Source organism: Mycobacterium sp. NGS69 (assembly GCF_059812165.1).
Map to the genome: position 1 here is coordinate 63,688 of NZ_JCALCD010000001.1, position 18,171 is coordinate 81,858.

The 18,171-nt window shown below is 69.0% G+C and carries 19 protein-coding genes; 10 read left to right on the forward strand and 9 right to left on the reverse strand.

The features are described 5' to 3' along the window. Nucleotides 1-1,566 carry a phytoene desaturase family protein gene (locus tag AC5Y2S_RS00330; protein WP_499953085.1) on the forward strand — a complete coding sequence of 522 codons (1,566 nt, stop codon included), beginning with the start codon at nt 1-3 and terminating at the stop codon, nt 1,564-1,566. Here the strand turns inward: AC5Y2S_RS00330 and AC5Y2S_RS00335 are convergent. Both AC5Y2S_RS00335 and pdxH read right to left on the reverse strand, forming a co-directional pair. Next, nucleotides 1,553-2,848, reverse strand: coding sequence for a citrate synthase (locus tag AC5Y2S_RS00335; protein ID WP_499953087.1), 1,296 nt, complete (start codon nt 2,846-2,848; stop codon nt 1,553-1,555). The genes AC5Y2S_RS00330 and AC5Y2S_RS00335 overlap by 14 nt on opposite strands. A gap of 177 nt (nt 2,849-3,025) precedes the next feature. Next, nucleotides 3,026-3,685: a pyridoxamine 5'-phosphate oxidase gene (gene pdxH / locus AC5Y2S_RS00340; protein ID WP_499953089.1), complete on the reverse strand. Its 660-nt coding sequence runs from the start codon at nt 3,683-3,685 to the stop codon at nt 3,026-3,028. A 72-nt stretch (nt 3,686-3,757) separates the two neighbouring features. Here pdxH and AC5Y2S_RS00345 point away from each other — a divergent pair, with 72 nt between their 5' ends. Both AC5Y2S_RS00345 and AC5Y2S_RS00350 read left to right on the forward strand, forming a co-directional pair. Then, the gene (locus AC5Y2S_RS00345; protein ID WP_499903500.1) at nt 3,758-4,879 is read left to right on the forward strand and encodes a citrate synthase 2; all 1,122 of its coding nucleotides are present in this window, start codon (nt 3,758-3,760) and stop codon (nt 4,877-4,879) included. Between the two features lie 140 nt (nt 4,880-5,019). Continuing rightward, nucleotides 5,020-5,478: a VOC family protein gene (locus AC5Y2S_RS00350; protein WP_499953091.1), complete on the forward strand. Its 459-nt coding sequence runs from the start codon at nt 5,020-5,022 to the stop codon at nt 5,476-5,478. Here AC5Y2S_RS00350 and AC5Y2S_RS00355 read toward each other — a convergent pair. Both AC5Y2S_RS00355 and AC5Y2S_RS00360 read right to left on the reverse strand, forming a co-directional pair. Then, on the reverse strand, nt 5,475-7,163 hold the full coding sequence (locus AC5Y2S_RS00355) for an FAD-dependent oxidoreductase (RefSeq protein WP_499953093.1): 1,689 nt from the start codon (nt 7,161-7,163) through the stop codon (nt 5,475-5,477). The genes AC5Y2S_RS00350 and AC5Y2S_RS00355 overlap by 4 nt on opposite strands. Nucleotides 7,164-7,179: 16 nt before the next feature. Beyond that, nucleotides 7,180-8,205: an AurF N-oxygenase family protein gene (locus AC5Y2S_RS00360; RefSeq protein ID WP_499953094.1), complete on the reverse strand. Its 1,026-nt coding sequence runs from the start codon at nt 8,203-8,205 to the stop codon at nt 7,180-7,182. Nucleotides 8,206-8,414: 209 nt separating this feature from the next. On the opposite strand from AC5Y2S_RS00360, the gene serC reads away from it, so the two are divergent. Further along, entirely contained in the window at nt 8,415-9,533 is a 1,119-nt protein-coding gene (serC, locus tag AC5Y2S_RS00365) for a phosphoserine transaminase (RefSeq protein ID WP_499953096.1), read from the forward strand. A gap of 121 nt (nt 9,534-9,654) precedes the next feature. Beyond that, nucleotides 9,655-10,410 (forward strand): septation protein SepH, encoded by a 756-nt coding sequence (gene sepH, locus AC5Y2S_RS00370; protein WP_499953098.1) that lies wholly within the window; start codon nt 9,655-9,657, stop codon nt 10,408-10,410. Nucleotides 10,411-10,558: 148 nt separating this feature from the next. On the opposite strand, the gene AC5Y2S_RS00375 is transcribed toward sepH, so the two are convergent. The 3 genes from AC5Y2S_RS00375 to AC5Y2S_RS00385 are packed head-to-tail and all read right to left on the reverse strand — an operon-like array spanning nt 10,559 to nt 12,080. After that, on the reverse strand, nt 10,559-10,834 hold the full coding sequence (locus AC5Y2S_RS00375) for a DUF2537 domain-containing protein (RefSeq protein WP_499953100.1): 276 nt from the start codon (nt 10,832-10,834) through the stop codon (nt 10,559-10,561). Then, nucleotides 10,828-11,652: a TrmH family RNA methyltransferase gene (locus AC5Y2S_RS00380; protein ID WP_499953101.1), complete on the reverse strand. Its 825-nt coding sequence runs from the start codon at nt 11,650-11,652 to the stop codon at nt 10,828-10,830. The genes AC5Y2S_RS00375 and AC5Y2S_RS00380 overlap by 7 nt, the downstream gene beginning before the upstream one ends. Further along, entirely contained in the window at nt 11,649-12,080 is a 432-nt protein-coding gene (locus tag AC5Y2S_RS00385) for an Rv0880 family HTH-type transcriptional regulator (protein ID WP_499882196.1), read from the reverse strand. The genes AC5Y2S_RS00380 and AC5Y2S_RS00385 overlap by 4 nt, the downstream gene beginning before the upstream one ends. Nucleotides 12,081-12,173: 93 nt before the next feature. On the opposite strand from AC5Y2S_RS00385, the gene AC5Y2S_RS00390 reads away from it, so the two are divergent. Together AC5Y2S_RS00390 and AC5Y2S_RS00395 are read left to right on the forward strand one after the other, a co-directional pair. Then, nucleotides 12,174-12,449, forward strand: coding sequence for a DUF2530 domain-containing protein (locus AC5Y2S_RS00390; RefSeq protein WP_499953103.1), 276 nt, complete (start codon nt 12,174-12,176; stop codon nt 12,447-12,449). 22 nt (nt 12,450-12,471) lie between these two features. Next, a complete protein-coding gene (locus AC5Y2S_RS00395) occupies nt 12,472-12,927 on the forward strand; it encodes an SRPBCC family protein (RefSeq protein ID WP_499953105.1) in 456 nt (151 codons plus the stop codon). On the opposite strand, the gene AC5Y2S_RS00400 is transcribed toward AC5Y2S_RS00395, so the two are convergent. Next, complete coding sequence (locus AC5Y2S_RS00400) at nt 12,924-13,820, reverse strand: DUF3027 domain-containing protein (protein WP_499953107.1); 897 nt, start codon at nt 13,818-13,820, stop codon at nt 12,924-12,926. The two genes, AC5Y2S_RS00395 and AC5Y2S_RS00400, sit on opposite strands and share 4 nt — an antisense overlap. A 131-nt stretch (nt 13,821-13,951) precedes the next feature. On the opposite strand from AC5Y2S_RS00400, the gene AC5Y2S_RS00405 reads away from it, so the two are divergent. From AC5Y2S_RS00405 to AC5Y2S_RS00415, 3 genes are all read left to right on the forward strand, one after another. Continuing rightward, complete coding sequence (locus tag AC5Y2S_RS00405; RefSeq protein WP_499953109.1) at nt 13,952-15,616, forward strand: MFS transporter; 1,665 nt, start codon at nt 13,952-13,954, stop codon at nt 15,614-15,616. Next, complete coding sequence (locus AC5Y2S_RS00410) at nt 15,613-16,113, forward strand: DUF2771 domain-containing protein (RefSeq protein ID WP_499953111.1); 501 nt, start codon at nt 15,613-15,615, stop codon at nt 16,111-16,113. Before AC5Y2S_RS00405 ends, AC5Y2S_RS00410 begins: the two co-directional genes overlap by 4 nt. A gap of 99 nt (nt 16,114-16,212) precedes the next feature. Continuing rightward, entirely contained in the window at nt 16,213-17,079 is an 867-nt protein-coding gene (locus AC5Y2S_RS00415) for an endonuclease domain-containing protein (protein ID WP_499953113.1), read from the forward strand. Nucleotides 17,080-17,150: 71 nt separating this feature from the next. Here AC5Y2S_RS00415 and AC5Y2S_RS00420 read toward each other — a convergent pair whose 3' ends face one another. Beyond that, entirely contained in the window at nt 17,151-18,155 is a 1,005-nt protein-coding gene (locus tag AC5Y2S_RS00420; RefSeq protein ID WP_499953115.1) for a glutathione S-transferase family protein, read from the reverse strand. Between the last annotated feature and the right edge of the window lie 16 nt (nt 18,156-18,171).

Here is an 18,171-nt window from a genome sequence, read left to right on the forward strand (position 1 = left end):
GTGCCCCCTACGGAGGTCGACGCCGTCATCGTCGGCGGGGGCCACAACGGGCTGGTCGCGGCCGGTTACCTGGCCCGGGCCGGCCTTCGGGTGCGGTTGCTGGAACGGCTGGCGCAGGTCGGCGGGGCGACGGTGTCCGTGCGGGCCTTCGATGGTGTCGACGTTCGGCTGTCTCGCTATTCGTATCTGGTCAGCCTGTTGCCGCCCCGGATCGTCGAGGACCTCGGGCTCGGCGTGCGGTTGGCCGGCCGGCGGTTCTCGTCGTACACCCCCGACCCCGCCACCGACAGCCGCCGCGGGCTGCTGGTCGGGCGCCCCGGCCAGTTCGCCGCCGTCGGCGCCGCCGAAGACGAGCCCCGTTTCGCCGCGTTCTACCAACGCTGCCGGCTGGTCACCCAGCGGCTGTGGCCGACGCTGCTCGACCCGCTGCGCACCCGCGAACAGGCCCGCCGGCACGTGACCGACGCCGGCGACCCCGGCGCGGCGGCCGCGTGGCGCGCCATGGTCGACGAGCCGATCGGCCACGCCATCGCCGAGGCGGTCGGCAGCGACCTGGTGCGCGGCGTGATCGCGACCGACGCGCTGATCGGCACCTTCGCCCGCCTCGACGACCCGTCGCTGCGGCAGAACGTCTGCTTCCTCTATCACGTGCTCGGCGGCGGCACCGGCGACTGGGACGTCCCCGTCGGCGGGATGGGCGCACTGACGGCGGCACTGGTGGCAGCGGCCACTGGCCACGGCGCCGAAATCATCACCGGCGCCGAGGTTTTCGGCGTCGAACCGGACGGCCTGGTGCGCTACCGCCGCGCCGAGAAAGAGCACGCGGTGCGGGGTCGGTTCGTTCTGGCCGGCGTCACACCGACGGTCCTGGCCCGCCTGCTCGGCGAACGGCCGGCGGCCCCGGGCCAGGGCGCGCAGGTCAAGGTCAACATGGTGCTACGCCGCCTGCCCCGGTTGCGCGACGCCGCCGTCACCCCCGAGCAGGCGTTCGCCGGGACGTTCCACGTCAACGAGACCTGGACCCAGCTGGCCGCCGCCTATGAACGCGCGGCCGGCGGGCAGATCCCGAATCCGCTGCCGTGCGAGGCCTATTGCCATTCACTGACGGACCCCAGCATCTTGTCGGCCGCCCTGCGCGACTCGGGCGCCCACACGATGACGGTCTTCGGCCTACACACCCCGCACGCGCTGTTCGACGGCAACTACTCCGGCGCACTGCGCGACCGGCTGACCGAATCGGTGCTGGACTCGCTGAATTCCGTTCTGGGCGAACCAATTCAGGACGTCCTCATGAGCGACGCCCACGGTCGCCCCTGCATCGAGACCACCACCACCCTGGACCTGCACCGCACGCTGGGCATGACGGCGGGCAACATCTTTCACGGCGGGCTGTCGTGGCCGTTCGCCGACGACGACGACCCGCTGGACACCCCCGCGCGGCAATGGGGCGTCGCAACGGCTCACGAACGAATCATGTTGTGCGGCTCGGGCTCCCGCCGCGGAGGGGCGGTGTCGGGCATCGGCGGCCACAACGCCGCGATGGCCGTGCTGGCTACCGGTCGTTGATAGTCGCGTAGTCGCGCTCGGTGTACCCGGTGTAGATCTGGCGCGGACGCCCGATCTTGCTGTCGCCCTCGTCGTGCATCTCGCGCCAGTGCGCGATCCACCCGGGCAGCCGGCCCAACGCGAACAGCACGGTGAACATCCGGGTCGGGAACCCGAGCGCCCGGTAGATCAGGCCGGTGTAGAAGTCGACGTTGGGGTAGAGCTTGCGCTCGATGAAGTAGTCATCGGTCAGCGCCGCCTCTTCGAGTTCCTTGGCGATGCTGAGCAGGTCGTCGTCGCCGCCGAGCTTGGACAGGATCTTGTCGGCCTGTTCCTTGACGATGCGCGCCCGCGGGTCGTAGTTCTTGTAGACGCGGTGGCCGAAGCCCATCAGCTTGACGCCGGCCTCGCGGTTCTTCACCTTGCGGACGAATTCGGTGACGTCGTCGTCGCTCTGGCGGATCTCTTCGAGCATCTCCAGCACCGCCTGGTTGGCGCCGCCGTGCAGCGGCCCCCACAGCGCATTGATGCCGCCGGAGATCGAGGTGAACAGGTTGGCCCGCGACGAGCCCACCAGCCGCACCGTCGACGTCGAGCAGTTCTGCTCGTGGTCGGCGTGCAGGATGAACAGCATGTCCAGCGCCCGGACGATTTCGGGATCGGCGTGGTAGGGCTCGGCCGGCAGCCCGAACGTCATGCGCAGGAAGTTCTCCACCAGGGAAAGCGAGTTGTCCGGGTAGAGGAACGGTTGCCCGATCGACTTCTTGTAGGCGTACGCGGCGATCGTGGGCAGCTTCGCCAGCAGGCGGGTGGTCGACAGTTCGACCTGGCCGTTGTCCACCGGGTCCAGGGCATCGGGGTAGTAGGAGCTCAGGGCGTTCACCACGCTCGACAGCACCGGCATCGGGTGGGCGTTGGGCGGGAAGCCGTCGAAGAAGCGCTTCAGGTCCTCGTGCAGCATGGTGTGCCGTTGGATCCGGTTGGTGAATTCGTCCAGCTGCTGCTTGTTCGGCAGCTCGCCGTAGATGAGCAGATAGCTGACCTCGATGAAGGTCGACTTCTCCGCAAGCTGCTCGATCGGGTAGCCGCGATAGCGCAGAATCCCGGCGTCGCCGTCGATGTAGGTGATGGAGCTCTTGCAAGAGGCGGTGTTGACGAAGCCGTTGTCGAACGTCGTGTATCCGGTCTTGGACAACAGCGGGCCAAGCGCGATGCCGTCAGCTCCTTCGGTGGCGTGAACGACCTCTAGGTCGATCTCGCCCCCCGGGTACTTCAGAGTTGCGGTGTCGTCGGTGTCGGCCACGAGAACCCCTTTGCGCTCTGGCTGGTATGGCTGCCCTGACTAGGTGCTTACTGCTGAAGGTAGTCGTTGCGGCGGCGGCGCGCCTGCCCGGGGTCGAGTCCGCTGGTCGTGCGGCCATCGGCCGGTCAAGCCGGGGTGAATTTGGGATGTGACGGGCCTCATAGCCAGTGTCGGCGTTCAGGGCTGTAGGCGCTCGACCCGCCCGTCCACGACGCGAATCCGGTTGTGCACCCGGTTTTCCCGGCCCTGCCAGAATTCGACCACCTCGGGCGCGAGGAGGTATCCACCCCAATTGGGCGGAACCGGGACGGACCCCGCGTCGGCGAAGCGCGCCGTGACCTCGCTCAGCTGCTCGAGCAGCGCCGCGCGCGAGGCGATCGGCCGCGATTGGTGCGACGCCCACGCGCCCAGTTGCGAACCGCGCGGCCGCTGGGCCCAGTAGTCATGCGTGACCTGCGGGTCGACCTTGCTTACCGGGCCGCGGATGTGCACCTGCCGGCCCAGCAGGTACCAGGGGAAAGTGGCCGACGCGTGGGGCGTGGCCGCCAACTCGAAGCCCTTGGCCGAGTCGTAGTTGGTGAAAAAAGTGATTCCGGTCTCGTCGGCGCTCTTGCACAACACCGATCGGCTGACCGGCCTGCCTTCGGCGACGGTGGCCAACACGAACGCGTTGGGCTCGGCCACCCCGGCGCGCTCGGCGTCCTCAATCCACTTGCGGAACAAGGCAAGCCAGCCGTCGGCCAGCCAATCCGCATCCAGGTCCGGGCTGCCGTCCTTCTCGACCGACCCGTATTCCACGCGCATCCTCTGCAGGTGTTCCTCTGCTGGCCCAGCCATTGCGCCCACGCTACCGGCGGTTGCTACCGGCCGGTAGCGTCCGCCGGGACGGGGGGTGCAAGAATTTCTCCCATGACTGTTGTCCCCGAAAACTTTGTCCCCGGCCTGGAAGGCGTGGTGGCCTTCACCACCGAAATTGCCGAACCGGATAAAGACGGCGGCGCGCTGCGCTACCGCGGCGTCGACATCGAAGATCTGGTCACTCAGCAGGTCACCTTCGGCGACGTCTGGGCGTTGCTGGTCGACGGAAAGTTCGGCCACGGGCTGCCGCCCGCCGAACCGTTCCCGCTGCCCATCCACACCGGCGACGTGCGGGTCGACGTGCAGGCGGGCCTGGCGATGCTGGCCCCCATCTGGGGCTACAAGCCGCTGCTGGATACCGACGACGCCACCGCCCGCGACCAGCTGGCCCGGGCCTCGGTGATGGCCCTGTCCTACGTCGCGCAGTCGGCGCGCGGCATCTATCAGCCGGCCGTTCCGCAGCGAGTCATCGATGAATGCCCCACCGTCACAGCCCGATTCATGACCCGATGGCAGGGCGAGCCGGATCCGCGGCACGTCGAGGCCATCGACGCCTACTGGGTGTCGGCCGCCGAGCACGGCATGAACGCCTCGACGTTCACCGCGCGCGTGATCGCCTCGACCGGCGCCGACGTCGCGGCGTCGCTGTCGGGCGCGATCGGGGCGATGAGCGGCCCGCTGCATGGTGGCGCGCCGGCTCGGGTGCTGCCGATGCTCGAGGAGGTCGAGCGCACCGGCGACGCCCGCGGCCTGGTCAAGTCGATCCTGGATCGCGGCGACAAGTTGATGGGCTTCGGCCACCGCGTTTACCGCGCCGAGGACCCCCGGGCCCGCGTGCTGCGGGCGGCCGCGGAGCGGCTCGGCGCCCCGCGACACGAGGTCGCGGTCGCGCTGGAGCAGGCCGCGCTGGCCGAACTGCGGGAGCGGCGTCCGGACCGGGCCATCGAGACCAACGTCGAGTTCTGGGCCGCCGTCATCCTGGACTTCGCCCGCGTGCCGGCCAACATGATGCCGGCGATGTTCACCTGTGGACGCACCGCGGGGTGGTGCGCCCACATCCTCGAGCAGAAGCGGCTCGGCAAGCTGGTCCGCCCGTCGGCCATCTATGTGGGACCGGGCCCGCGCACCCCGGAACAAGTCGAGGGCTGGGACCGGGTCCTCACCCACGCCTGATTCCGCACGGTCGATTAGTTGTCGGTGCCCGGCGGTTGAATGGTCCCGGCCGCGATGAGTTTGGGTCGCGAGCCGAGTCAGTAACCGTGAGCCGGCCCGCGCCTGGGCAGGCATCCGAGACCGACAACAAGGAGAACACCATGGCGATCAACGTCGAACCCGCACTGTCCCCGCACCTCGTGGTTGATAACGCCGCCGCGGCGATCGACTTCTACGTCAAGGCTTTTGGCGCCGAGGAGCTTGGCCGCGTGCCCGGTCCCGATGGCAGGCTGATCCACGCCGCGCTGCGCATCAACGGCTTTACGGTGATGCTCAACGACGACTTCCCGGAAACCTGTGGCGGCAAGTCGATGACGCCCAAGTCGCTGGGCGGCACCCCGGTCACCATTCACCTGACGGTCACCGACGTCGACGCCAAGTTCCAGCGGGCGCTGGACGCGGGCGCCACGGTGGTGGCCCCGTTGACCGACCAGTTCTGGGGGGACCGCTACGGCGTGGTCGCCGACCCCTTCGGCCACCACTGGTCGCTGGGACAGCCGGTGCGTGAGGTCAGCATCGAGGAGATCCAGGCGGCGATGGCCGGGCAGGGCGCCGGCTAACCGCGCAACCGCTCCACCAGCCGGCGTCGCAGCGGCGGCGCCGGCGGTGCGCTGGCCGCCGCGGCAAGCATGTCGGCGACGGCGGTGAACTTGTTGCGTGGCCGCCCGTCGTGGCCGCCGCGCTCGATCTCCGCGGCGTCGATCGCGCGCCATCCCGCGGAATCGACGACGGCGGGCCGGCGCGCGCGCACGAGCCTGCCCAGCGCCTCCGGCTTGGCCACCGGATCGGTGAGTCGGCCGGCGTTGAAATCGGCCACCAGGGCGTGGACGGTTTGAACCGAGCACGACTTGTTGGTGCCGATGAACCCCGTCGGTCCGCGCTTGATCCAGCCCGCCACGTATGCGCCGGGCACCGGCCGGCCGGAGCCGGGGTCGACGACTCGACCGTCCTCGTTGGGCACCACGGCCGCCGACTCGTCGAACGGGAGATCGCGAATCGCCTTGCCGCGGTAGCCGATCGACGTCAGCACCAGGCCCGCCTCGAGCCGGCGTGCCTCCTCGGTACCGGTGACGGAGAACTCCACGCCGGCCGCGCGCCGCTCGCCCAGCACGCGCTCGGGCGTGAGCTGATAGGCCAGCCGGATTCGCGGTCGCGACAGCGGCGCCGAACCGTCACCCAGCTTGCTCAGGATCTCCAGCTTGGTCTTGGTCAGCGCATCCGAAACGTCCGCCAGATCGCTCGCCACCCGCTGATGGTCCGCGGCGTCGAGCACGACCTCGGAGGCGCCGGTCAGCCCGATCAATTCGGGCAGGGTGAACGCCGAATGGGCGGGGCCGCGGCGGGCGGCGATCACCACCTCCCGCACGGCCGAGCGGCGAAGCGCCTCGAGCGCGTGGTCGGAGATGTCGGTGCGGGCGAGGTCCTCGGGATCCGCCGTCAGCACCCGGGCCACATCGAGGGCGACATTGCCGTTGCCGATGATCACCGCGCGTTCGTGACCGAGATCGACTGGCAGATCGGTGAAGTCGGGATGCCCGTTGATCCACGCGACCAACTCGGTGGCGGTACCGGTCCCCGGCAGGCCCATGCCGTCGATGTCCAGCCTGCGATCGTCGGGCGCGCCCACCGCGTACAGCACGGCGTGATGGTGGGCCAACAGATCGGCGTGGCTGAGGTGCTCGCCGACCTCGACGTTGAGGTAGAACCGGAAGTGGCGGTGGCCGGACACCCGGTCGAACAGCCGCGTGACCCTCTTGGTGTTCTGGTGGTCCGGCGCCACGCCGGCGCGCACCAATCCGTAGGGCGCGGGCAGCTTCTCGAAGACGTTGACCCGCACGCCGTGCTGGGTGAGCAGTTCGTCGGCGGCGTACATCGCGGCCGGGCCGGATCCCACGATGGCCACGGTCAACGGCCGCCGGCGCGCGCGCACCTCGGCGGCCGGGATCACCGGGGCCAGCTTCGAGGTCGGCGGCAGCTTCACACCGGCGGGCCGCTCGGGATAAAAGGAGGCGTTGATCTCGACGAAGGGCAGCTGCTTGGGCTCCAGCCGGGTGTCGGGCGCGATCGCGCCGACCGGGCACGCGCTCACGCAGGCACCACAGTCCACGCAGGCCACCGGGTCGATGTAGAGCATCTCCGACGTCGCGAAGCCCGGCTCGTCCGGCGTGGGGTGAATGCAATTCACCGGGCACGCGAAAACACAGGACCCGTCGTTGCAGCACGACTGGGTAATAACGTGCGGCATATGACTCCGAAAAGTCCTACGCGGCCGGCGCGGTGGCCAGGTGCCGGCGCTGCGGCTCGCTGCGGTAGCGCGACGGCTTGCCGTTGATCTTGCAGAGCCGCCACATCAGCCGCGCGGAACGCGCTTCCATCAGACCGGTGTCGTGGGCGAGCATCCGGACGTCGGCGAACATGTCGCTCAACCACTTTCGCGATTCCGGCGACCGGAAGAAGAGTTCCTTCTTCACCTCGCGCGGGATGTCGAACTCCCGCCAGAACGACTTGGGCGGCACCGTGATCGCCTGGCACAGCACCCGCATCGTCAACGGCAGGTACAACGCCGTCCAAAAGCGCTGGCGCTTGGTCAACTCCGGCAGCCGCTTACGCAGGAATTCGTGCGCGAACGAGATGTGCCGGGCCTCCTCGGCGACGTGAATGGCCATCACCCGCTCCATGATCGGGTGCAGCGACTTGCCTTCGCGCAGAACGTTTTTCTGCGTGTGGTCGATGGGCTCCTCACCGGCCAGCACCCCGATGAAGAACGCGACCGGCAGCGGGCCGGCGACCAGCGGCACCAGCGGGGAGACCCAGCGCAGCATCCGGGGCATGCCCGGAACGTCGGCGCCGACGCGATTCACCATCTCCTGGAACATCATGGTGTGGTTGCATTCTTCGACCGATTCGTGCAGGCAATACCGGTATTCCGGCGACCCGTTGGGCACCCAGAACGTGTAGTTCATCAGTCCGCGGATCAGGATCGACTCGAAGTGCAGGCCGACCTTTGCGACGTTGGCCTGGCGCCACATGCCGATCTTGATCTTGCGCTCCTCGGACTGCGCCTGATACCAGGGATGACGCCCCAGCGGGTCGGTCGACGGCAAAATCCACCGGGGATCGTTCTCGGTGACGGCGAATTCCGGTGATTCCCAGTCGATGTCGGTATACGGGTTGAAGTTACGCCGCACCGACCCCTCGGACAGTGTGGCAAGCATGTTCACGTACTCGGCGTCGTCGCGGACTTCCATGTTGCGCCGCCAACGCCGGACCGTTCGCGTCCTGTCCATTCCAAGCCTCCCCGCCGAGGTTTACATTCGGACGTGCAATGTCCAGACAGTACCGCAGGTACCGGGTATTTTCTAGACCGCCCGAACGCGCTGTGGGCTGACCGGTGGTCACGCGGGTGGTGTGGCGTGGCTCACATCTCGCGCGGTCCCACCCGGGCTAGCTCGGCCCACGACATTGGCGCCCCCGGCGGCTCACTAGGCTGGCTGACATGGCTGACCAGCTCGAGATCCCCTCCGACATCAAACCCCGCGACGGCCGCTTCGGGTCCGGTCCCTCGAAGGTCCGGCCCGAACAACTGAAGGCGTTGACCACCACCGCAGCGCCCCTGTTCGGGACGTCGCACCGGCAAGCGCCCGTCAAAGATCTGGTGGGCCGGGTCCGGTCCGGGGTCAGAGAGCTCTTCTCGGTGCCGGACGGCTACGAGGTCATCCTGGGCAACGGCGGCGCGACGGCGTTCTGGGACGCCGCCGCCTTCGGGCTGATCGACAAGCGCTCGCTGCACCTGTCATTCGGCGAGTTCAGCTCGAAGTTCGCCTCCTGCGTCGCCAAGAACCCGTTCGTCGGCGACCCCATCATCATCAAGTCGGACGCCGGCAGCGCCCCCGAGCCGCAGAGCGACCCGTCGGTCGACGCGATCGGATGGGCACACAACGAGACCTCGACCGGGGTCGCGGTCGCGGTCCGCCGCCCCGCCGACGCGGACGACGCGCTGATCCTCATCGACGCGACCTCGGGCGCCGGCGGTCTGCCGGTCGACATCACCCAGGCCGACGTCTACTACTTCTCGCCGCAGAAAAACTTCGCCAGCGACGGCGGGCTGTGGCTGGCCATCATGAGCCCCGCCGCGCTGGCGCGCGTCGAGTCGATCGCCGCGTCCGGCCGCTGGGTGCCCGACTTCCTGTCGCTGCCCATCGCGGTGGAGAACAGCCTGAAGAACCAGACGTACAACACCCCGGCGATCGGCACCCTGGCGCTGATGGCCGAACAGCTGGACTGGATGCTGGGCAACGGCGGGCTCGACTGGGCGGTCAAGCGGACGGCGGACTCGTCGCAGCGGTTGTACTCCTGGGCGGAGGAGCGGCCGTACACCACGCCGTTCGTCGCCGACCCCGCGTTGCGCTCCCAGGTGGTGGGCACGATCGACCTCGCCGACGACGTCGACGCCGCGGCCGTCGCCAAGACTTTGCGGGCGAACGGGATCGTCGACACCGAGCCCTACCGCAAGCTGGGCCGCAACCAGTTGCGGGTCGCGATGTTCCCTGCGGTCGACCCCGAGGACGTCAGCGCCCTGACCCGGTGCGTGGACTGGGTGGTCGAGCGGCTTTAACCGGACTGTCATCGGCCGGCAACCCGCCAGCGTGTCAGAGCGGGTTACAGGGGTTAGCTGCATTAGAGTGCGCACCTGACGGGTCCGTTGCGCAACGGGACGGAGCCTGCGAGGAGAAGCCATGCGGGTACTCAAAGTGGTTGGTCTCGACGACGACGGCAAATACATCATCTGTGAGGGTGATGACCCCGCAGACCGTTTCAAGCTGGCGGCCGACGACAGGCTCCGGGCCGCCCTGCGCGGCGAGGCGCCACCGCTCGAGCAGCCGCCGCTCGACATACAAGTCACCAACATGCTGAGCCCCAAGGAGATTCAGGCCAGGATCCGCGCCGGCGCGTCCGTCGAGCAGGTGGCCGCCGCCTCCGGCTCGGATATCGTGCGCGTGCGCCGGTTCGCACACCCGGTGTTGCTGGAACGCGCCCGCGCCGCGGAGCTGGCAACGGCCGCGCACCCGATGCTCGCCGACGGGCCGTCGGTACTGACGCTGCTGGAGACGATCAGCACCGCGCTGGTGGCGCGCGGCCTCGAACCCGACCGGCTCAGCTGGGACGCCTGGCGCAACGAGGACAGCCGCTGGACCGTGCAGCTCGCCTGGAAGGCCGGCCGCACCGACAACATCGCGCACTTCTGCTTCACCCCCGGCGCGCACGGCGGCACGGTCACGGCGACCGACGACTCGGCCAGCGAGCTGATCGACCCGACCTTCGAGCGCCCCCTGCGGCCGCTCGCGCGGGTGGCCCCCATCGATCGCGAAGAAGAGCCGAAGCCGGCGCCGCCTGCCCCGCCCGAACAGCCGGTGCACACCCGGCGTGGCAAGCCGGTCATCCCGGCCTGGGAAGACGTGCTGCTCGGGGTGCGCTCAGGCGGCCACCGCTAGCCGGTATGGGGGGACCGAAGTGCATTCAGCGCTTTGACTGTGCGCTCAGGGCTTTCGGTATGAAGTGGCGGCGGGATTTGGCCGATTTTTGCGCCCAGGGCTCACACACAAGGCCCACGATTCACACTCGACGCCCGAGCAGCGCCCGCTAGCCCGAAACCGTCAGCGCCAGCAGCGTCACCCAGGCGCCCGCCACACCCACCGCCGCGCCGAGCACAAACCAGCGCAGCACCAAGGTGCGCCGCCATCCCCACAGCGTCGGCGCCAAACCCCCCGCCGCCACCGCATTCAGGCCGACCGCCAACAGCGGATGCACCCGGATCAGCCCCAGACTGAGCACGACGATGGCGATCCCGGTCACGGCGGCGACGAACGCGGACACAGTCAAACCCGTTGCCCAGGGGACGGACTCGTCGCTCACCATGTGAGCCTAGCCCGCTCGTAGAAGGCCAGGGCCGCCGCCGTCGCGACGTTGAGCGAGTCGGTACCCCGCGACATCGGGATGCGGACCCACACGTCGCTGAGCCGCAGGGTGGCCCTCGTCAGCCCCGGCCCCTCGGCGCCCGCCACCACCGCGACGCGTTCGTCGACCATCGCGGCCATCGCCTCGGCCAGCGCGGAGGCCTCGCGCTGCGGGGTCATGGCCAGCAGCCGAAATCCGCTCTCTTTCAACAACATAAGGTCGTTGGGCCACTCGAAGGCTCGCGCATACGGCACCAGCAGGGCGTGGCCCATGGACACCCGCACGGCGCGGCGGTACAGCGGGTCCGCGCAGCCGGCGCCGAACACCACCGCGTCCACGCCCAGCCCCGCGGCGTTGCGAAAGATCGAGCCGAGGTTCTCGTGGTCGTTGACGCCCTCGAGCACCGCGACGGTGCGGGCGCTCTCCACCACCTCCACGACGCTGGGCTCCGGCACCCGGCGCGCGGCCGCGAGCACGCCGCGATTCAGGTGGAAGCCGACCACTTTGGCCATCACCTCGGCCGAGGCCCGGTAGTACGGTGCCGCGGCGCCGGCCAGATCGTCCGCGAGTTCGGCCAGCCTGCGTTCGGTGCCCAGCAGGGCGTGCGGGGTGAATCGCGACGCCAGCATGCGCTGTACCACCAGCACGCCTTCGGCGATCACCAGCCCTTTGCCGGTCGGCAGATCGGGACGGCGATCGACACTGTTCAGGTTGCGGAAATCGTCGAGGCGGGGGTCGTCGGGATCGGTGACGTCCTGAACGTCCGGGCCGTCGGTCACGGGCCTTCGTCGACGAGGGCCAACATCATGTCGGCGGCCTCGCGCAGGGTGTCGCGTTGCTCGACGTCCAGGGTCGCCAGCCGCTTTGCCAACCACTCCTGCCGGGCCCGACGGTTCGCCTTGACCAGCTCCGCGCCGGCCTCGGACACCGAGACCAGCACCTGGCGGCCATCGACGGGGTGCGGGGTGCGATCGACCAGACCCATCTCGGCCAGCGAAGCGATCACCCGGGTCATCGACGGCGGCCGGACGCGCTCGCGAATCGCCAACGCGCCGGGGGTCATCGCGCCCTCGTTGGCCAGCGTGGCCAGCGCCGACAGCTGAGACAGCGACACCGGCGACGATGGATTGCGGAACCGCAGTTGGCGGGCCAGCCGCATGACCGCCAGCGACAAGTCGCTGGCCAGCCGCGCATCGCTGTCAGGCATGGCGCGAGGGTACACGCAACGCAAGAAGCACGGGACACGAAACGGCCAACGACGGACTTTGGTCCTTTGCTCGCGCGGGCTATGTTGATCGCGATGACTGTCGAACCCGGCCAGGGCCGCGAGGCACCGCCGCTGCCGGCCGCGCTGCTCCAGGTGTGGCCCGTCATCGCGGTCGGCTTCGCGGGTTGGCTGATCGGCGCCGTCCTCGCGTTCGTCGTGCCCGCCCTTCAGAGTTGGCGCCCGGTGACGCTGGGCGGGCTGGGCGTCTCGCTGATCGGCACCAGCATCTTCGTGTTGCAGCTCGCCGCCGCGCGCCGCGGCGCACGCGGCGCACAGACCGGCCTCGAAACCTACCTGGACCGCAAGTAAATTCGCCGAACCGGGAGAAGCAATGGTCGCCCCGCTACTGCAAGCACAAATCGACATCGACGCGCCGGCCTCGAAGGTCTGGGCCCTGATCTCCGACTTCCGGAGGATGCCGCAGTGGAGTCCCCAGTGTCGCTGGATGCGGCCCATCGGCCCGGTTCGCCCCGGCACCCGCACGGTCAACCTCAACCGCCGCAACCGCATGTTCTGGCCCACCACGAGCACGGTGGTCGAGGTGGTTCCTGAGAAGAAGCTGGCGTTCCGGGTCAACACCAACCACACAGTTTGGAGCTACGAACTCGAGCCCAACGGTGAGGGCACCCGCGTGGTGGAGAGCCGCCACGCCGAGAACGGCGTCACCGCGTTCTCGAACCTGTCGGTCAACGCGCTCATGGGCGGCACCGCGAACTTCGAGCGCGAGTTGCTCGAGGGAATGAACACCTCGCTGGCGCGGATCAAGGCCGCCGCCGAGGAAGGCTAGGCCTCCGGTTCGACGGGCTCGAGCGGGGACTCCGGCTCTTCCGGCGGGGACTCCGGCGCTTCGAGCGGCGACTCCACCGCCTCCACCGCCTCGGCCTGGGCCGGCGGCGGGTTCTCCGCCACGTCGAGCACGCCGTCGTCGTAGGGGTCGTACATGGGCGAGCCGGCGCCGGCCGGGGCCGGGGTGTCCGAATGGGCGCCGCAGCCGTACTGCTTGTCGACAATGTGCCCGTCGGCGGACAGCTCGTTGCCGCACACCCCGAACATCGCACCCAGTGCTCCGGACAGCGGCAGGAAAAAGCCGCAGTCGCGGCACACCCGCTTGGTCGAACGCGCCATCGCCGAATCGGGACCGTAGTCGCCGGTGTGCCATCGCTCGGCCGCCTCGGCGCGGCCCACGGGACCCATCACCCAGCGCCGGCCCAACCCGACCTCGGCGGCGGTCTCGTCGACCTGCGGATCACCGCTGGCGGCGTAGCCCGGGACCAATCGAGGATCGTCCGCCGCGGGCGCCAGCAGGTCGCCGGGTCCCAGATCCCCCGGTCGCACCCGCTCCTCCCAGGGCACCCATTCCGGGGCCAGCAACGCCGTCGGACCCGGGATCAGCGCGACTTCGCTGATCGTGGCGTGGTCCGCTCCGCGGTAGGCGGCGACGACGGCCGCCCACTGCCAGCCCTGGTAGCCGGGCAAATGCGCCAGGAACCGGTGGGTCGCGGCGTTCGGGTCCTCGAAGCTGACGCCCAGATAGTCCCCGACGGCCTCGAGGCCGGCGAACTCCTCGACAGCGGCCCTGGCCTGGTCAGCCGCACCGGAGAGCAGCGCCGCCAACTCGTCGGGCCACTCGGCCACGCTCGTCGCGGCGGGCTCCACTGACTCTTCAGTGGGTCCGGTCACGCTGCCCCCTCTCTACTGTCGATCGGACTACAGTGCGTCTCCATACTAGGTTGGCGAGCCACGCCCTGTTGCCTGCCGGCATAGGACAGAATTGACCTGTGTCTGGACGCCGGCGTGATGCTCGGGGCCGGGTGGCCTCTAACCCGGGGCGCCGGCCTCGCCCCGACGCCAAGGGTTCGGCCCACCAGCATCCCGGCATGGCCAACTACCCGGCCGACGGCTCCGACGATCGCCGGTCGCGTCGGCCGCCGCCGATGCCGAGCGCGAACCGCTACCTCCCGCCGCTGGGCGAGCAGTCCGAGCCGGACCGCACCAGCGGTCCGCCCCCACGGGGTGCCGCCGCCAGCGAACGCATCACCGTTACCCGCGCGGCCGCGATGCGCAGCCGCGAAATGGGGTCCCGCATGTACTGGATGGTGCAGCGGGCCGCCACCGCCGACGGCGCCGACAAGTCGGGCCTGACCGCGCTGACGTGGCCGGTGGTCGCCAACTTCGCGGTCGACTCGGCGATGGCCGTCGCGCTGGCCAACACCCTGTTCTTCGCCGCGGCCAGCGGGGAGAGCAAGTCCAAAGTGGCTCTGTACCTGTTGATTACGATCGCGCCGTTCGCGGTGATCGCGCCGCTGATCGGCCCCGCGCTGGACCGCCTGCAGCACGGCCGGCGCGTCGCACTGGCGCTGTCGTTCGCACTGCGCACCCTGCTGGCGGTGCTGCTGATCATGAACTACGACGGTGCCACCGGCAGCTTCCCGTCGATGGTGCTCTATCCGTGCGCGCTGGCGATGATGGTGCTGTCGAAGTCGTTCAGCGTGCTGCGCAGCGCGGTGACGCCCAGGGTGATGCCGCCGTCCATCGACCTGGTGCGGGTCAATTCCCGGCTGACCGTGTTCGGACTCCTCGGCGGCACCATCGCCGGCGGCGCCATCGCGGGCGGCGTCGAGTTCGTCTGCACCCACCTCTTCAAGCTCCCCGGCGCGCTGTTCGTCGTTGTCGCGGTCACGATCGCGGGCGCTTTCCTGTCGATGCGGATCCCGCGCTGGGTCGAGGTGACCGCGGGTGAAGTCCCGGCCACCCTGAGCTACCGGCGCGACAGCGACCAACCGCGCCGATGGCCCGACGAGGTCAAAAGGGTCGGGGGAACACTTCGACAACCGTTGGGCCGCAACATCATCACCTCGCTGTGGGGTAACTGCACCATCAAGGTGATGGTCGGCTTCCTGTTCTTGTACCCGGCGTTCGTCGCCAAGGCGCATCAGGCCAACGGATGGGCCCAGCTGGCGATGCTGGGCATGATCGGGGCCGCGGCCGCGATCGGCAACTTCGCCGGAAACTTCACCAGCGCACGCCTGCAGCTGGGCCGGCCCGCCGTGCTGGTGGTGCGCTGCGCGGTGGCGGTGTGCTCCGTCGCCCTGGCGGCCGCCGTGGCGGGAACCCTGATGGTGACGGTGATCGCCACCCTTGTCACCTCGGGCTCCAGCGCCATCGCGAAGGCCTCGCTGGACGCCTCCCTGCAACACGACCTACCCGAGGAGTCGCGGGCCTCGGGGTTCGGGCGATCGGAATCGACCCTGCAGCTGGCCTGGGTGCTGGGTGGGGCGCTCGGCGTCCTGGTGTACACCGAATTGTGGGTCGGCTTCACCGCCGTCAGCGCCCTGCTTATCCTCGGCCTGGCCCAGACCCTGGTCAGCTTCCGCGGCGACTCCTTGATCCCCGGCCTCGGGGGCAATCGGCCCGTCATGGTCGAGCAGGAGGGCACGCGCCGGCGCGCCGGCAGGCCGGCGGCGGTGCCGGAGTGAAACGCGGCGTGGCCGCGCTCGTCGCGGTCGTGGTGGCACTGGCGTGCCTCGGGGCTGGACTCACAACGTGGCTGCTAGTGCGCCGCACGGGCCCCCAGCAACCCGAGATCAGCGCCTACACGCACGGGCACCTGATCCGGGTGGGGCCCTACCTGTACTGCGATGTGCTCAACCTCAACAACTGCCAGACGCCGCAGACCCAGGGCGAGCTGCCGCTCAACGAGCACTACCCGGTGCAACTTTCGGTTCCCGACGCCATCGCACGGGCACCCTGGCGGCTGCTGCAGGTCTATGAGGATCCCGCCAACACGACCGCGACCGTGTTTCGGCCGCGAGCGCGTCTGGCGGTCACCATCCCAGCGGTGGACCCGCAACGCGGGAAGCTGACCGGGATCGTCGTGCAACTACTGACGTTGGTGGTCGACGACGGCCAACTCAACGACATCACCACCGTTCGGGCCGTCCCGCACGCGGAATGGTCAGTGCGACTGACCTAACCCGGCCGAGCGTCGACTTGTTGCGCCAAAGCGGGCAGATTTCGCACCACAACTCGACGTTGGGCCGAACGTGTCAGTGTGGACCGGCACCGTGTGCGCATGGAAATCCTGGACTGGCCATTCAAGGGCACCGACGCTCTCGCCGCCGGCGTCATCACCCGGCATCGGTTGCGGACCGATTTCGAGATGGTTCATCGCGACGTCTACATCCCGCGCGGCCAGAAGTTGACGCCCGTGACGAGGGCAGTGGCCGCGTGGCTGTGGTCTGGACGGACCGCTACGGTGGCAGGTCTGTCCGCCGCGGCGTTGCACCGCACGGCGTGGATCGACAACTGGCTGCCAGCCGAGCTGAACCGGCCCAGCCGCGATAAGGCGCGCGGCATCATTTTGCACAGCGACACCCTCGGCGACGACGAAACATGTGTGCGCGACGAGATGCGCATGACCACGCCCGCCCGCACGGCATTCGACCTGGGCAGGCGAAAGGGCTTGACTACGGCGGTGATTCGGCTCGATGCACTCATGCGTGCGACCGAGCTGAAGGCGGCTGACATCGAGCTGCTCGTCGACCGCCATCGAGGTGCGCGCGGGTTGGTCCAGTTGCGGCAGGTTCTGCATCTGGCCGACGGCGGCTCGGAGTCACCGCAGGAGACTAGGACCCGCCTGGTCCTCGTCGGCGGCGGTTTGCCGCGACCCCAGACCCAGAGCGTGGTGCTCAACGAATGGGGTGCGGTGCTGGCACGGATCGACATGGGGTGGGAGGAGTGGAAGGTCGGCGTCGAATTCGACGGCGCACAACATTGGACCGATCCCGTGCGCCGCACCTGGGATATCGATCGACTGGCGGAACTCGAAGCACGCGGCTGGGCGATCATCCGGGTCAGCGCCGACCTGCTCCGATGCCGACCCCACGTCGTGGTTGCACGCACCCGAAGTGCGCTGTTGGCGGCCGGTTGCCCACTATGACCGCCGAGCGTCGAGTTGTTGCGCGAAAACTCCGCAGTTTCGCGTAACAACTCGACGCTCGGCAGAAACGATTACGCGCCGTGGCCGGCCGGCACCCGCTCGCCGTCGACCGGCGGCCCCGGGGGCGTTCCATCCCCGAAAGGACTGCCGCCCAAGGTTTCCCGGCTATGTGGGGCAAGCCAGCCGGCCAGGTCCGGGCCCTTGGGCACGATGCGGGTCGGGTTGATGTCGGCGTGCACGATGTAGTAGTGCTGCTTGATCTGGACGAAGTCGACGGTGTCGCCGAAGCCCGGAGTCTGGAACAGGTCGCGCGCGTAGGCCCACAGCACCGGCATTTCGCTGAGCTTGGATCGGTTGCACTTGAAGTGCCCGTGGTAGACCGGGTCGAAGCGGGCCAGGGTGGTGAACAGCCGGACGTCGGCCTCGGTGATGTTGTCGCCCACCAGGTATCGCTGGTTGGCCAGGCGATCAGTCACCCAATCCAACGCGGTGAACAGCCGGTCGTAGGCCGCCTCGTAGGCCTCCTGCGAGCCGGCGAAGCCGCAACGATAGACACCGTTGTTGATCTCGGTGTAGATCCTCCGGCTCACCTCGTCGATCTCGGCGCGCAGCGGCTCCGGATATAGCTGCGGCGCGCCGTCGCGGTGGTACGCGGTCCACTCGGTGGAGAGATCCAGCGTCATCTGCGCGAAATCGTTGGTGACCACCGCGCCGGTCGGGACGTCGACGATCGCCGGGACCGTGATGCCCTTGGGGTAGTCCGGGAAGCGTTTGAAGTAGGCGTCCTGCAGCCGCGGGATTTTCAGCACGGGGTCCACGCCGCCGGGGTCCAGATCGAAGGTCCAGCTGCGCTCGTCGTGGGTGGGCCCGCAAAATCCAATGGAGAGAACACTTTCCAGGCCCAGCAACCGCCGGACGATGATCGCGCGGTTGGCCCACGGGCAAGCGCGGGCCACGATGAGCCGATACCGGCCGGGCTCCACCGGGTAGCCGTCGCGTCCGTCGGCGGTGATGCGGGTGTTGATGTAGTTGGTGTCCCGGGTGAATTCACCCGCGGGGGCGACGTAAGAGGCCATGACGCCAATTCTGCCC